Genomic DNA, 13,297 nt, shown 5'->3' on the forward strand with positions numbered 1-13,297 from the left:
TGCGCTTGCCTTAAGCACCTATCCCCCCGAAGCTATGCGTCTTCAGGAGAGCCCGATGAACCTTGTTGAACTGACCGAACGCCTGCACGCCATTCGCGACCGCAATGACTGGCGGCAATTTCACAGCCCGAAAAACCTCGCCATGGCCGCCAGCGTGGAAATGGCCGAGCTGGTGGAAATCTTCCAGTGGCTGACAGAAGACCAGTCGCGCCAGTTGCCGGCGGACAAACTCGCCCATGCCGGGCAGGAAGTCGGCGATATCGTCCTGTATCTGTTGCTGCTGTGCAGCGAACTGGGCCTGCACATGAATGAAGTGGTGCGCGCCAAGCTCGCCGACAGCGAACGGCGGTTCAACTGATGAGCGACCGTCATTTCGATCAGTTGGCCACGCGCTTCGCCGAAAAAATCTACGGCGGCGCCAAAGGCGCGATTCGCCTCGCCGTGTTGCAGGCCGACCTGAGCGAGGCTTTGCCGGATCGTCCGCTGCGGGTGCTCGATATCGGCGGGGGCTTGGGGCACATGTCGCTGTGGCTGGCCGAGCGCGGCCATGACGTCACCTTCACCGAGCCGGCCGAGCCGATGCTCGAAGGTGCGCGCCAGCGGTTTGCCGAAGCCGGACAAAGCGCGGCGTTCATTCAGGCGCCGTGGCAGGCACTCCCCGGTCAGCTCACCGAACCCTATGATCTGGTGATCTGCCACGCCGTGCTGGAATGGCTCGCCGAGCCCCATGCGATCCTGCCGATGCTGCACCAGTTGACCAAGCCCGGCGGCTGGCTGTCGCTGGCGTTCTACAACCGTGATGCACTGATTTATCGCAATCTGCTCAAAGGCCATTTCAAGAAGATGCGCAAGAACGTCATGGCCGGCGAAAAGCAGAGCCTGACCCCGCAACAGCCTCTCGACCCACGGGAATTGGCGACGCAACTCGCCGGAATGTGGCAGGTCGAAAGTCAGAGCGGCGTACGGGTATTTCACGATTACATGCCGGTGGAATTCCAGGCCCGCGCCGAACTGGCGGATTTGCTGGAAATGGAACTCGCGCACCGTCGTCACCCAGGCTTCGCCGGGCTTGGGCGTTACTTGCACTGGATCTGCCGGCCGATCTGAGCGGAGCGCGACATGAAAGCTCAATGCGGGTTATTGCTGATGTGTCTGGGGTTGGCCGCCTGTCAGGGCAGCAACCCCTACGTGGCGCAGTCGCGGCCCTTGCCGCCGGCGCCGCCGCAAGCCGCCACTACTTTCGATCGTAGCGCCTACCCGGCGGCGCCGCGTGATTACGGGCGCTACCGCAACTGGGCCTGGCTCAACGGCCAGTTGCCACCGGGCACGGCGTGGGCCGACTCGGCGCAGGTGGCCGAGGCGGTCAGCAACGCCCTCGACCAGCGCGGCTTGCGGCCGATGCGCGACAACCGCCCGGCCGACCTGCTGGTCAGCGCCGATCTTCATCTGGAAACCCGATTGCGACAGGTCCGCGACGATTACGGCTACTACGGCGGTTACGGCGGCTATGATCGGTATGGTCGCGGTTACGGCATGTACAACTCCGTTCCGATCGTGCGCACTTATCAGGAGCAGGTCGTGGTGGTGCGGGTCGATCTGTTCGATGCCGGCAATGGTCAACCGGTGTGGAGCGCCAGCGCCGAAACCGGCACCCAGGGCAATCAGATCGAACGCGCCGATGCGATTCGCGAGGCTGTGGAAAAAGCCATGGCGGCGTATCCTCCCAGCTGACTTCGTGTCAGCAGGTTCATGTCTTCACCCGGAGAAACATCATGTTCCGCCGTCTCGCTCTACTCGCTTTTGCCGCGCTGCTCAGCGCCTGCGCTGCCAACCAGGTCAATCACGACTTCGACGCCAGCCGCGACTTTGCCGCGTATCGCAGTTGGAGCTGGAAAGATCCGGCCCTGCAATATCGTCCCGATGACCCGCGCATCAAGAGTGACCTGACCGAACAGCGCATCCGCCAGGCAGTGTCCGATCAACTCGATCAGCGCGGTTTGCGCCCGGCCGCTGGCGGCGGCAAGGGTGATCTGAATGTGCAGACCTACCTGATCGTCGAGGATCGGCAGCAGCAGGTGACGACCAATTACGGCGGCGGTTGGGGCGGTCCTTGGAACGGCTACTGGGGCGCGCCGATGTACAACGAAACGCGCAACATCACCTACAAGGTCGCGACCATTCAGATCGACCTGCTTGACGGCAAGGACGGCAAACTGGTGTGGCGCGGCAGTGATGAACAAATGCTCAGCAGCCGCCCGAATCCGGCCGATCGCAGCAATGCAATTCGCGAGACCGTCGCAAGGATTCTGGCCAACTATCCACCGCGTTGATTATTTCCTGAAACCGGCACAGCCCTGTAGGAGTGAGCCTGCTCGCGATAGCGGTATGTCTGGTTCCTGGCCGGTGACTGACACACCGCTATCGCGAGCAGGCTCACTCCTACAGGGGACGTGACGCCAGCACTCTCGACCGACCGCGTCTACACTCTTTTTCATTAACGGAGGTAGCGCTCGGCACTGCGCCGGCACAGGAGTGCGCCATGTCGCGAGGATCGCAATGCAACGGCCCGGCCCGGCAACGCGGGGCGATCGGTTTGATGGCGGCCGCCACCCTGAGTCTGGCGCTGGTGATGATGTTGCTGGTGGTCGACAGCGGTCGCCTGTACATGGAACAGCGCAAACTGCAGCGGGTGGTGGATACCGCCGCCCTCGAAGCGGTCAGTCGCAACGGTGATTGCCTGCCCGGGCTGACGGCCGCCAGTTACGCCGGGCAAAGTGCGCTGCGCAATGGCTACCTCGTCGATGCCAACAACACCCTCGCCACCACCTGCGGCACCCTGGCCACCGCTGCCAGCGGTGTGCGCAGTTTCACCGTGGATGCTACGCAATCCACCGCAGTCAAAGTCGTCGCCAGCCGCACGGTCACCAGCAGTTTTGCCGGCGGTGTGCAGGCGCTGTTCAGCGCCACGCCGGTCAGCCTCAACACCACGCTCAATGCTTCAGCCGTTGCCGCCAAACCACAACCGACCATCGCTCAACTGAATATTCGCAGCACCCTCGCCAGCATCGACACGGCGCAGTCGAACATTCTCAATCCGCTGTTTTCCGGGCTGCTCGGCGGCAACGTCAACCTGACGGCAGTGGGCTGGGACGGTTTGCTGCACACCGACATCAACCTGCTCAAATACCTCGATCAACTGGCGATCAACCTCAACGTCGGTGCCGGCAACTACACGCAGTTGCTCAACACCCAAGCGACCGTGACACAGTTGATTCAGGCAGCGGCGACGGTGGTGCAACTCAACGGCGCGACCGCGCAAGTGGTCACCGCGCTGGGGCAGTTGCAGGTCGCCGCGATCAACGCGGCGCCGGTCAGACTCGGCGAGATCCTGCAACTGCAGACCGGCACCACGGCGGCGGGACTGGATGCCAATCTGCAGTTGCTGCAACTGGTGCAGGGCGTGGTGCAACTGGCCAACAGCAAGAGCGCGGTAGCGGCGACCTTGCCGGTCAATGTGCTGGGGCTGGCCGGTGTCACGGTGCGGGTGAAGGTGATCGAGCCGCCGCAGTTCTCGGCGATTGGCGACCCGGCGCGGGCCAAGGCCGACCCGATGGGACCGGAGCGGATTTATGTGCGCACTGCGCAGGTTCGCACGCTGTTGTCGGTGAATTTGCCGGTGCTGAACGGCGTGACCGGGTTGACCAATGCAGTCCTCGGCCTGGTCGGTACGTTGACGCCGACACTCAATGCCTTGCTGAGCCTGAACCTGGTGGACACGCTCAACTCAGTGCTCTGCCTGTTGGGCGCCGGTTGCCAACAGCTCGATCCAAAACTGCTGCCCTCGCCGCAAATCGATATCGCCCTGGATGCCGGAGGTGCGAAAAGCTATGTCAGCGATTACCGTTGCCCGACCGGCGACACCGGCAGCAAAAGCCTGACCGCCACCACCACGACCTCTCTGGCCGATCTCAAGCTCGGCAAGATCGATCCCGTCGCAGCGTTCTCTTCAGTCGCCGAACCAACGGTGGCGCCGTTGCCGCTGGTCGATCTCGGCATCATCACCTGCCACAGGATTCTCGGCATCGGCAGTTGCGATGCCGCCTCCCACGTCCAGTACGGCGCTGGCGGCATCGCCCTCAAACTCGACGCCAGCGTCGCGCAAACCACGCAGAACCTGCTGTTCTCCAGCACCACACCCTTCGCCACCCCGGCCAACCTGAAACTGCCGCCGAGCGTGCTGCCCGCCGCGCCGGCCAGCAACATCGTCGGCAGCCTGGCGAACACGCTTTCCGGGATCAACCTGATCGTCTACAAACCCGTCGGCAGCAATCCGCTGGGCGCCATTGTCACGGGCGTCGCCTCATTGATCAGCGATGTCACCAACCGCTTGTTGCCGGTGGTCACCGGGTTGATCAGCCCCTTGCTCGACCCGTTGCTGAACAATCTGCTCAAAGGCCTGGGCATCAATCTGATGAACACCGAGGTAGGCGCCAACATGACCTGCGGGCAGACCGGCAAAGCCTATCTGGTGATCTGATCGTCCGTGGCAATCGGCAGTTCGATGCAGAACCGCGCGCCTTCTGCCGAGTTGCGCACGCTCAATTGGCCGCCCATGTTGGCGATGATGCCGTAGCTCACCGACAAGCCCAGGCCTGTGCCGACGCCGATCGGTTTGGTGGTGAAAAACGGCTCGAAGATCCGCTCCAGCAAACGCGGATCGATGCCGCCGCCGTTGTCCTCGACCCACAAGCGCACGCTTTCTTCGTCACGCTCGGCGTAGATCGAAATCCATGGCTTGAACGCTGAGTCGCTGTCGCGTTTGCCGAGCAGCGCGTCGCGGGCGTTGACCATCAGGTTGATCAGCACCTGTTCCAGCTGATCGACGTAGCCGCGCACCTGCGCCTCGAAACCGGTCTCGCTGATGCGCAGGTCGACACCTTTACCGCGCATGCCCTCGGCCAGCAGTGACAGCGTGCCCTCGATCGCTTGCGCCGGATTAAACAATTGCTGCTCGATTTCCGAGCGCCGACCGAAGACGCGCATGTGGTCGACCACTTTCGCCGCGCGTTGCACCTGGGCGTCAATGCGGTTGAGTTTGTCGGTCAGGTAATCGACCTGAACATCACCGTTGCCGAGGCGCTTGAGCACGTTGACGATGGCCATGCGCATCACGTTCAGCGGCTGATTGATCTCGTGGGCGAGGCCGGTGGCCATTTCGCCGAGGGTGGCCATTTTTGCGCTTTGCGTCAGTTGCTGTTGCGAGCGGCGCACCTCGGTGTTGTCGCGGCCCACGGCTTGCACTTCAATCAACTGGCCGTGCTCGTCGAACACGCCACGATCCGACCAGACCCACCAGGCGTGTTCGCGTCCGGGCAATTGCAGGCTGATTTCGGCGGTGCTCACCGGTTGTTCCGGGGTCAGTTGGCTCAGGCGCTGCACAAAAGCGCCGCGCTGTTCCTCGGACATCCAGCCGCCCAGATCAACCCCGGGCAGTTGTTCCGGGGTGCATTCCAGATAAGTCGCCAACGGTCGGTTGCCAAAAGTCAGCGTCAGGTCAGGGCGATAACGGCAGATCATTGCCGGCGAGTCCTCGACCAGAATCCGGTAGCGCTCTTCGCTCTGGCGGACCTGCTCGGCGGCAAGCGTCGCGTCGGTGACATCCAGCCACAGGCCCACTGCCTCGACCGGCAGACCGAGATCGTTGCGCAGCAATTTTGCTTCATCGAGCAGCCAGTGATAGTCGCCACGGCTGTCACGCAGGCGATAACGCGCACGCACCGAGCCTTCGCGCAGCAACTGGCGGTTGCGCTGGAAATACAGTTCGCGGTCATCGGGATGCACGCGCTCGACCAGCGCTGCCGCGTCGCAGTCTTCCAGTGTCCAGCCGAGCAAGGGTTGCAGGCTGGCGCTGAAAAACGCCGGGATCAGCGCGCCTTCTTCATAACGCTGCACATAGATCACCGCTGGCGAGCTGGCGATCAGATTGTCCAGCCGCGCATGGGCGGCAGCGGCGCGCTGTTGTTGATTCTGGATATCGCTGATATCGAGCATGAACCCGACCAGACGCCGATGCTCACCCGTGCCGCTGACCTGACCCTGAATCCGGTACCACGTCGCGGTTGCGCCGACATCCGCGCGGTGCAGGCGCACGCTCAGGGTCAGCGCTTCTCCTTGCAATTGCAGGGCGTGCAAACGGCTGCGCAACTCGTCGCGGTCGGCGGGATGGAACAGCCGCAGCCAGTCTTCCACCGCCAGCGTGCGGTCGCTGAGGCCCAGTGCCGAGGCCAGTGACGGCGCCAGTGCAATCTGCCCGTCGGCACTGATTTCCCACCAGCCGGTACCGAGCAGGTGTTGCAGGGAATCGAGACGCTCCATCGATTGCACATGGCGCTGCTCGCGCAAGCGGCTGAGCAACGGCCCGGCCAGTGCGCCGGCCAGGGACAGCCAGTCGCGATCGGTCAGCCATGGTGCCACGTTGTCGACCGTGTAAAACCCGCAAAGCAGCCACGCGACCACGCCTTGATCATTGCTGTAGGGCACGGCGAAACCGTTGGCGTTGCCGAAGGTGCCCTGCAATCGCGAGTGCTCATAACGGCCCTGCTGGCCCGCGAGGCGTTGCGGCGCGCTGCCGTTGAGGCTGTCCAGCGGCGTGCCCAATGACTGGCCGTCCTCCCACAATTGTGGAGCGTCGTGGCCACGAAACTGTTGATGAATCTGCCAGCCCTGAGCTTGCTCATCGAGCAGCGCCACGGCCAGGCAGGGGATATGCCAGCGCTGAGCGATGGCCTGCAATTGTTCGCCGAGCGCCGTCGGCAGACGCGTGAGGCTGCAGGTGCGCAGATGATCGCTGACCTGCGCGGCGAGGGTCTGGCAGGCGTCGCGGTCGCGCGATTGCTGACGTTCGAGCAGCAGGTCGGCGATGTCGAGCAGTTGCAGCAGCCAGCCGTCACCCAATGGTTGCACCCAGCCGCGCAAGTGCAGCGGCTGATCATTCAGGCCGGGAAAGTCGAGATCGAGCAATTGCCCGTGCCAGTCCCGCGGCTGACCTTCGATGGTCAGCAGGCTATGCGGCAGCAGATAAGCGCTGAGCGGCAACGGTTGGTCGTTGAGTTTGTGCTGGGCGAGCAAATGCCGCAGCGGGCCGGCGATCTGCAACACCTCGCCGTCGCCATTCAAATACAGATGCAGCCCGGTGGGCGGTGCGCCGAGGCGGTCCGGCAGCTCAAGGACAGCGCTGGGCGCACGCTTGAGCAAACGCCCGAAGAGCTTATCGCCGGCAGTCAAAATTGCAGGCTCGAGCGGGCGGTCAGGTGCGTGGGCAGATTGGGCACCGTGCCAATGCCCGGCAGTACCAGAAACGGCATGATCTGATTGAGCTTGCTCACCGGGTAATTGACGCTGACGGTCAGGGTGCCGGTACCCGTGTCGTACGCTGAGCTGGTGTCGACCCCGACCACCAGATTCAGGGCCGAGGGCAGCCACTGCAGTTGTTGGGTCAGCGCGGCATTGGCGGTGTTGACCACCACCGTCGAATAGTTCGGCGTGGTCGGGTCCACCGCGACACTGCGGCGTACGGCTTCGGCGGTGGCCTGGTTGAACGATTGCATCATCACGAAGGGCAGGCCGTAGCTGACCAACCCATAAAAGACCGCGAAAAAGATGATGAACACCAAGGCGAATTCGATCGCCACCGCACCTTTTTGCAACCTGCGGAAGCCGTTTTTCATGCGTGCGTCTACCCTGACAGTCACTGCGTAGTATCAGCATAGAATCATTCAGCCAAAACGGACGGCTTTTAGCGGATGCAGATTTCTCTGGTTCTGATCTGGCTGGCCCTCTGCGCCGCGCAGGATGTCCGGCAACGGCGAATTTCCAACGTACTGACGTTGGGTGTGGGCGCGCTGGCGCTGGTCTGGTTGCTGGCGACCGGCAGCACCTGGCTGGGCGCCGATGCGGGGCAGGGCGGCTGGGCGTGTCTGATCGCTTTGCTGCTGACATTGCCCGGTTATTTCCTGGGCCGCATGGGCGCCGGCGATGTGAAATTAATGACAGCCCTGGGTCTTGCGACGAACGGCATCTTTGTTCTCGGCGCGTTTATTGGCGCGGGCGTGGCCAGCGTGTTGTGGCTGCTGCTCGCGCCAAAAGTCTGGCCTCTTATGGGTCAAGGGCTTACGGAGCTTTTGCGCCATCTGGCCCCTGACAAGTCAAAAAAGCTGCCATTTGCGCCGTTCGTGTGGGTAGGCGCAGTGCTTTCGTGGTACTGGATCACCTGATTGCGGGGTGCCACTAGTCCTATGTACATAGTCGGAAAGTGGGTCTACTTTCAATTCAGGCGAATACGCCACCAAAGTGCAGGAATCGTCAGCGTTGGCCCGAGCAATGGAGTGGTTCGTGAACAAGCCTAATGCGGTAAAAATCCTCGTGGTCGATGATCAGCCGCTGATCGTCGAAGAACTGTGTGAGTTTCTTGAGAGCAGTGGCTACCGTTGCGTGCCGTGCGATTCGAGTCTTGAAGCCATCGAGCTGTTCAGGGCGGACCCGGACATCGGTCTGGTGCTGAGCGATTTGCACATGCCGGACATGGATGGCATCGAGTTGATCCAGGCGTTGCAGCGCCTGGCCGGCAAGCATCGGGTATTCGAGGCGATCATGCTCACCGGGCGCGCCGACAAGCAGGATGTGATCAAGGCGCTGCGCGCGGGGATTGCCGATTACTATCAGAAGCCGATTGAACTGGCTGAGTTGCTCGAAGGCGTACAGCGTCAGGAGCTGGCTTTGCAGGAGCGGCAGAAGAATCTGCATCTGGGGCATCTGAATCAGAAGTTGCAGTTTTTGTCCGAGTCGATTGATGACCTTTATCAGGATCTGGACAAGGTGCGGCGCTCGCCCGCGCCGGTGGTGAGTGAGGGTGAGCCTGAGTCTGGCGAGATGCCGGCGGTGTTCAGTCAGTTGTCGCCGCGGCAGTTGGATGTGGCGCGGTTGGTGGGCAAGGGGCAGACCAATTATCAGATTGCCTGTGAGTTGGGGATCACCGAGAACACGGTGAAGCTGTATGTGTCGCAGGTGTTGCGGTTGACGCATATGCATAATCGGACGCAGTTGGCTTTGGCGCTTTCGCCTGGCAGTTCGGCGGGGCGGCAGCGCGTTACGGCTCATTAATCGGTGAATATCCGTTGCTGCGGTAACGGCTTCTTATGGTTCCGCTCTTACAGCGGGTCACTTTTGGCAAACGCCCCAAAAGTAACCAAAAGGTCTTCGCCCTGACGTTCGGCCCCTCGCTGGGGCTCGGGGTTCCTTCGCTGCGGGATCGATCCTGGCGCAGCGGCTCCGGTTTGCTTCGCTGCACCTCCTTCCGCTGTGTCTGGCTGCGCCAGACGGTCGCTGCGCTCCCACGCCCGGATCATTCCCTCCACTCAGCCTGCCGACGGGCTCCAAGATCAAAATCTACTCGAGCTTGCGCTCATTGTTGAGTGGTGCGGCTTCGCCGCGGGCAGCTGCGCTGCTTTTGCTTTCTGTGGGAGCGAGCCTGCTCGCGAAGGCGGCCTGACAGCCGACCTGTTCTTAATTGGTACGTGATCCAACTGTAGGAGCTGCCGAAGGCTGCGATCTTTTGCTTTTGATTTTGCTTTTGCTTTTGCTGTTCTGTGGGAGCGAGCCTGCTCGCAATGAGGCCAGTGGGTCCGCCGATAACTTGAAGTCGTTTAAATCTGACGCGAGATAACCAGAACCTTCCCACAAGGTTTTCAGGTTGTCCGTCGGACGTCAGGCCACTAGTCTCTGCCTGTCGTCGAACCTTCGGCGATCGGGTGTGAGAACCCTGCTACTTATGGTCATCCAGTATCTGTGCACGCATAATCGCCGCCAGCTTGTCCGCTGTCTGCAATGCGTCATGGCGGCTGTGTGCGGGCAGACTTCGGTCTGGCCGGGTGTCCATAACCGGTATTCTCACCCCGCATACAGTTGCCACCTTTTGCCCCGTGAGAATGGCATTGGGTCGCACCGCAGATTTTGGAGAGCCGTTTCAATGGACAAACTGATCCCAGACCCACCCCCGTCCCCCACCACGCCACTCGAAGACGCCCTGCGCGCCGACGATCTTGTGAAAAACCGCGAAGCGATAAAACGCGCGCTCGATTTCTACCTCTGTCCCGAACCCGCAAAACCACACCCGCCCAGCACGCTGTTCATGGTGGTGCCTAATGTCGATACCGAAAGCCTGTTGGCGCATGCCTGTGAGTCGCTGGCGTCAGCGAGTGCGATGGCGAGCAATTTCGCTGGTGAGTTGAGTGGTTTTCAGCGCAGCACGGCGTTGGCGATTCAGCAGATTGTCATGCTGGCCGAGCTGGCCGTGAATCGAGCGCTGGATCGGGTTGATCCGCAGACCTGAAACCGCGTTATCGTTCTTTGCGAGCAGGCTCGCTCCCACAGCAAGCACACGGTCGACTGTGGGAGCGAGCCTGCTCGCGAAGGGGCCCTCAAGGTCACCACCAAACTAATTCTTGCTCTCAATCTTCCCGCCCGCATCCGGATCGTAAAAATCCGGAATCTCGTACTGGTATTTCTTCAGCCAGCGCTGCATCGCCAATTCGCGTTCGGTGGCGGTGGCGCTTTGGGGTTTGGGTGAGGCAGCTTTGTTGCGGCTTTGCAGGACCAGCCAGCCTTCGGTTTCCTGCTGCTGCGCTGAAGCGGGGCCTGCGTCGATGGCGTGCGCGCTGAGGGGCAGGGTGAGCAGGGTCAGGTAGCACAGGCCTTTGCGGATGTTCATGGCTGTCTCCTTATTCGAGCGTCGGCGGTAACGGGTCGATGAAGGCGGCGACGCGGTCGCCGGGTGTGGCTTTGGCGTGGGTTGGCGCTTTGAGTTTTTCCGCGCGTTGCTGCGCTTCGGAAAATTGCTCCGGGGTCAGTTTCGAGCGGCTGACGATTTCGGCAGCTTGTGGCCAGTCGTTCTGGTAGAGCAGCAGGGTGACCATGTTCAGCGTCGCCAGTTGATTGTTCTGGCTCAGTTCGATGGCGGTGAGGAATTCGAATTTCGCTTCGTTGAGGCGCAGTTGGTTGAGGTAGACCACGCCGAGGTCGTTGCGGATTTTCTCGTCGGTGGGTGCCAGGCGTGCGGCGCGCTGCAGGTGGGCCTGGGCCTGGCCATTGTCGCCACGGGCGGCGTAGACCTGGCCGAGGCCGTGTTCGGCCTGGGCGGTGAGGCAGCCGCCGAGCAGGCTGCGGTAGAGCGGCTCGGCTTCGCTGCGGCCGAGCAGGCGATAGACTTTGGCTTTGCGCAGGCGCACTTCGCTGAGGTTGTCCGGCAGGCTTTGCAGGTTGGCCAGGCTGGCGTGGAGCTTGCCGTCGCTGGCCAGGTCATCGGCGAGGTTCAGCGACAGTTCCTGCTCCGACGTGAGTTTGCTGCAGCTGGACGGCGACAGCAGCGAGGTCCACGGCGCCTGGCCGTCCGTGGCGCAACCGCTGAGCAGCAACAGGCTTGCCATGACTATCAGTACTTTCATCAAACGCTCTCCATGAGCCAAGGTCAGTTTGCGAAGGCGCGGGCAATGGCGGTGAAGCCCGGGCCGGCCAGTACGATCAGCAGGGCCGGAAACAGAAACAGCATCATCACCACCGACATCTTCGCCGACATTTTCGAGATGTATTCCTGCAGCCGGGTCAGGCGTCGGTCATCCAGTAATTGCTTGAGCGCCAGCAGTGATTTCATCGCGCCGCCGCCCTGGTGGATCAGTTGCTGGAGGATCACGCAGGTGTCGGTGAATTCGTCCACCGCGAGCATCACCGCGGTCTTGTTCAGCTCCTGACCCAGCTCCAGACCGGAGTCGACGCGGCCGAGGATCAGGCGCAGTTCGCTGGTCAGCTCCGGCAGCAGTTTTTGCGCTTCGATGCTGAGCACGCGCAGGGCTTGTTCCACCGCCATGCCGGATTCGAAGAGGATGCGCAGCAGTGGAATGAACGTGGAGATTTCCACGGCGATGGTTTTCTGCCGGCGGGCGGCGGCGTAGGCGAGCAGGCGTTTGGGCAATAGATAGCCGCCGCCCGCAGCGAACATCGGCGCCATCCAGCGGTGGCTGGTCTGTGGGAAGAACACTTCCTGCAGAAAGATCGCCAGCCCCAGGGCGAGCAGGGGTGTGCCGATCTGGCAAGCCGCGAAGAGGGCGCGCTCATTGGCACGACGCCAGCCGAGGCGGCCGAGCAAGGTCTGGGTTTCGCTGTCGATGCTCACCGAGCGCCGGCCGAAGCGGCTGTTGCCCAGCGCACGCAGCCAGTGGCCAAAACGGTTCTCCCGCACCAACTGGCCCTGCAAGCGCTGATGCACCTGACGCACGCGGCGGCGCTCGGTGAGCAGGTGATTGCCCACCAATAACAGCGAACCGAGCAGCAACAACAACGCCGCGAGCCAGACCATCTCAAACGCTCCGCAACATGCGCCACAGCGCCAGACTGCCCAGCACCTGCAACGCGGCGGCAGTGAGCAACATGGTCTGGCCGCTCTCGTCGTGCCACATGCCAAGCATGTAGCCGGGGTTGGTCAGCATGAAATAGCTCACCAGAATCAGCGGCAGCAAACCCAGCACCCAAGCGGTCATGCGCGTTTCCCCGGTCAGGGCGCGCAACTGCCGAGCGCCCTGGTCACGCTCGCGGATCAGTTTGATCAGGTTCTCCAGCAGCTCACTGGCATTGCCGCCGTAGCGGTGATTGACCTTCAGGCCGAGGGCGAACATGCGCAGTTCGTCCTGCTCGTAGAGTTCGGCAAAATCGCTGACTGCATCAGGCAGATTCACCCCCAGTTGCACGTTACGCTGCACTCGGCCCATGGCGGTTTTCAGCGGATCCTCGCTGGCTTCGATACCGCCCAGCACTGCATCGCTGAGGGTGCGCCCTGACTTCAGGCTGCGCACCGTATGGTCGAGCAATTGCGGCAGTTGTTCGATCATCCGGCGGATTCGGCGTCGGTAGCGAATGGCGATGTACAGCCGCAACGCCACGGGCGGCGCGATCAGCATCAGCACCAGTCCGACCCAGCTGGCGAGCAGAAATCCCAAACCCACGACCGCCGCCCACAGGCTCAGCCACAGGCCGAAACGCTCGCTCGGCTGACCCAGTCCGGCACGCAGAAACATGCGTTCCAATCCCACCCACTTCGTCTGTTCCACGGCCTTTTGCGGTTGCCCGGCGGCGAGCCGGTTGAGGACTTTTTCTGTCGCGGTTTTGCGCAGGCCTTGCAGGAACAGATAGATCGACAGCCCGAGCAGCATCAGGCAAATGACGATGAGAATGATCGGTGCCAGCATCTGCG

At 62.1% G+C, this 13,297-nt stretch carries 14 protein-coding genes; 8 read left to right on the plus strand and 6 right to left on the minus strand.

Annotation, left to right across the window (positions count from 1 at the left end):
- Positions 1-55 precede the first annotated feature (55 nt).
- The 5 genes from BLU71_RS25160 to BLU71_RS25180 all read left to right on the plus strand — a co-directional run bounded on the left by BLU71_RS25160 (position 56) and on the right by BLU71_RS25180 (position 4,537).
- Positions 56-358, plus strand: coding sequence for a MazG-like family protein (locus BLU71_RS25160; protein ID WP_083354118.1), 303 nt, complete (start codon positions 56-58; stop codon positions 356-358).
- Positions 358-1,107, plus strand: coding sequence for a methyltransferase domain-containing protein (locus BLU71_RS25165; RefSeq protein WP_083354119.1), 750 nt, complete (start codon positions 358-360; stop codon positions 1,105-1,107). Before BLU71_RS25160 ends, BLU71_RS25165 begins: the two co-directional genes overlap by 1 nt.
- Before the next feature lie 12 nt (positions 1,108-1,119).
- Positions 1,120-1,731, plus strand: a complete 612-nt coding sequence (locus BLU71_RS25170; RefSeq protein ID WP_083354120.1) for a DUF4136 domain-containing protein — start codon at positions 1,120-1,122, stop codon at positions 1,729-1,731.
- Positions 1,732-1,772: 41 nt separating this feature from the next.
- On the plus strand, positions 1,773-2,330 hold the full coding sequence (locus tag BLU71_RS25175; RefSeq protein ID WP_042608892.1) for a DUF4136 domain-containing protein: 558 nt from the start codon (positions 1,773-1,775) through the stop codon (positions 2,328-2,330).
- Positions 2,331-2,539: 209 nt separating this feature from the next.
- Positions 2,540-4,537 carry a pilus assembly protein TadG-related protein gene (locus BLU71_RS25180; protein WP_083354121.1) on the plus strand — a complete coding sequence of 666 codons (1,998 nt, stop codon included), beginning with the start codon at positions 2,540-2,542 and terminating at the stop codon, positions 4,535-4,537.
- On the opposite strand, the gene BLU71_RS25185 is transcribed toward BLU71_RS25180, so the two are convergent.
- Both BLU71_RS25185 and BLU71_RS25190 read right to left on the minus strand, forming a co-directional pair.
- Complete coding sequence (locus BLU71_RS25185) at positions 4,522-7,284, minus strand: ATP-binding protein (protein WP_083354122.1); 2,763 nt, start codon at positions 7,282-7,284, stop codon at positions 4,522-4,524. The two genes, BLU71_RS25180 and BLU71_RS25185, sit on opposite strands and share 16 nt — an antisense overlap.
- Entirely contained in the window at positions 7,281-7,727 is a 447-nt protein-coding gene (locus tag BLU71_RS25190; RefSeq protein WP_083354123.1) for a TadE/TadG family type IV pilus assembly protein, read from the minus strand. Before BLU71_RS25190 ends, BLU71_RS25185 begins: the two co-directional genes overlap by 4 nt.
- Before the next feature lie 75 nt (positions 7,728-7,802).
- Here BLU71_RS25190 and BLU71_RS25195 point away from each other — a divergent pair, with 75 nt between their 5' ends.
- From BLU71_RS25195 to BLU71_RS25205, 3 genes are all read left to right on the plus strand, one after another.
- Positions 7,803-8,273 carry an A24 family peptidase gene (locus tag BLU71_RS25195; RefSeq protein ID WP_083354124.1) on the plus strand — a complete coding sequence of 157 codons (471 nt, stop codon included), beginning with the start codon at positions 7,803-7,805 and terminating at the stop codon, positions 8,271-8,273.
- Positions 8,274-8,391: 118 nt separating this feature from the next.
- Positions 8,392-9,159 (plus strand): response regulator transcription factor, encoded by a 768-nt coding sequence (locus BLU71_RS25200; RefSeq protein WP_064363405.1) that lies wholly within the window; start codon positions 8,392-8,394, stop codon positions 9,157-9,159.
- 865 nt (positions 9,160-10,024) lie between these two features.
- Entirely contained in the window at positions 10,025-10,387 is a 363-nt protein-coding gene (locus BLU71_RS25205) for a DUF6124 family protein (protein WP_064362961.1), read from the plus strand.
- A gap of 105 nt (positions 10,388-10,492) precedes the next feature.
- Here BLU71_RS25205 and BLU71_RS25210 read toward each other — a convergent pair whose 3' ends face one another.
- The 4 genes from BLU71_RS25210 to BLU71_RS25225 are packed head-to-tail and all read right to left on the minus strand — an operon-like array spanning position 10,493 to position 13,292.
- On the minus strand, positions 10,493-10,765 hold the full coding sequence (locus BLU71_RS25210) for a DUF3613 domain-containing protein (protein ID WP_083354125.1): 273 nt from the start codon (positions 10,763-10,765) through the stop codon (positions 10,493-10,495).
- A gap of 10 nt (positions 10,766-10,775) precedes the next feature.
- Positions 10,776-11,498 (minus strand): tetratricopeptide repeat protein, encoded by a 723-nt coding sequence (locus BLU71_RS25215; protein ID WP_083354126.1) that lies wholly within the window; start codon positions 11,496-11,498, stop codon positions 10,776-10,778.
- A gap of 23 nt (positions 11,499-11,521) precedes the next feature.
- Entirely contained in the window at positions 11,522-12,406 is an 885-nt protein-coding gene (locus BLU71_RS25220) for a type II secretion system F family protein (RefSeq protein WP_083354127.1), read from the minus strand.
- 1 nt (position 12,407) lies between these two features.
- Complete coding sequence (locus BLU71_RS25225) at positions 12,408-13,292, minus strand: type II secretion system F family protein (protein WP_083354128.1); 885 nt, start codon at positions 13,290-13,292, stop codon at positions 12,408-12,410.
- Positions 13,293-13,297 lie beyond the last annotated feature (5 nt).

Source organism: Pseudomonas moraviensis, from assembly GCF_900105805.1.
GTDB classification, from domain to species: domain Bacteria; phylum Pseudomonadota; class Gammaproteobacteria; order Pseudomonadales; family Pseudomonadaceae; genus Aquipseudomonas; species Aquipseudomonas moraviensis_A.

What these genes read in the sequence shown, in the direction of transcription:
- BLU71_RS25170 (WP_083354120.1), top strand. Translation starts at nt 1,120, where the DNA reads ATGAAAGCTCAATGCGGGTTATTGCTGATGTGTCTGGGGTTGGCCGCC.
- BLU71_RS25205 (WP_064362961.1), top strand. Translation starts at nt 10,025, where the DNA reads ATGGACAAACTGATCCCAGACCCACCCCCGTCCCCCACCACGCCACTC.
- BLU71_RS25225 (WP_083354128.1), bottom strand. Translation starts at nt 13,292, where the DNA reads ATGCTGGCACCGATCATTCTCATCGTCATTTGCCTGATGCTGCTCGGG.
- BLU71_RS25210 (WP_083354125.1), bottom strand. Translation starts at nt 10,765, where the DNA reads ATGAACATCCGCAAAGGCCTGTGCTACCTGACCCTGCTCACCCTGCCC.
- BLU71_RS25175 (WP_042608892.1), top strand. Translation starts at nt 1,773, where the DNA reads ATGTTCCGCCGTCTCGCTCTACTCGCTTTTGCCGCGCTGCTCAGCGCC.
- BLU71_RS25165 (WP_083354119.1), top strand. Translation starts at nt 358, where the DNA reads ATGAGCGACCGTCATTTCGATCAGTTGGCCACGCGCTTCGCCGAAAAA.
- BLU71_RS25220 (WP_083354127.1), bottom strand. Translation starts at nt 12,406, where the DNA reads ATGGTCTGGCTCGCGGCGTTGTTGTTGCTGCTCGGTTCGCTGTTATTG.
- BLU71_RS25195 (WP_083354124.1), top strand. Translation starts at nt 7,803, where the DNA reads ATGCAGATTTCTCTGGTTCTGATCTGGCTGGCCCTCTGCGCCGCGCAG.
- BLU71_RS25190 (WP_083354123.1), bottom strand. Translation starts at nt 7,727, where the DNA reads ATGAAAAACGGCTTCCGCAGGTTGCAAAAAGGTGCGGTGGCGATCGAA.
- BLU71_RS25180 (WP_083354121.1), top strand. Translation starts at nt 2,540, where the DNA reads ATGTCGCGAGGATCGCAATGCAACGGCCCGGCCCGGCAACGCGGGGCG.
- BLU71_RS25215 (WP_083354126.1), bottom strand. Translation starts at nt 11,498, where the DNA reads ATGAAAGTACTGATAGTCATGGCAAGCCTGTTGCTGCTCAGCGGTTGC.
- BLU71_RS25160 (WP_083354118.1), top strand. Translation starts at nt 56, where the DNA reads ATGAACCTTGTTGAACTGACCGAACGCCTGCACGCCATTCGCGACCGC.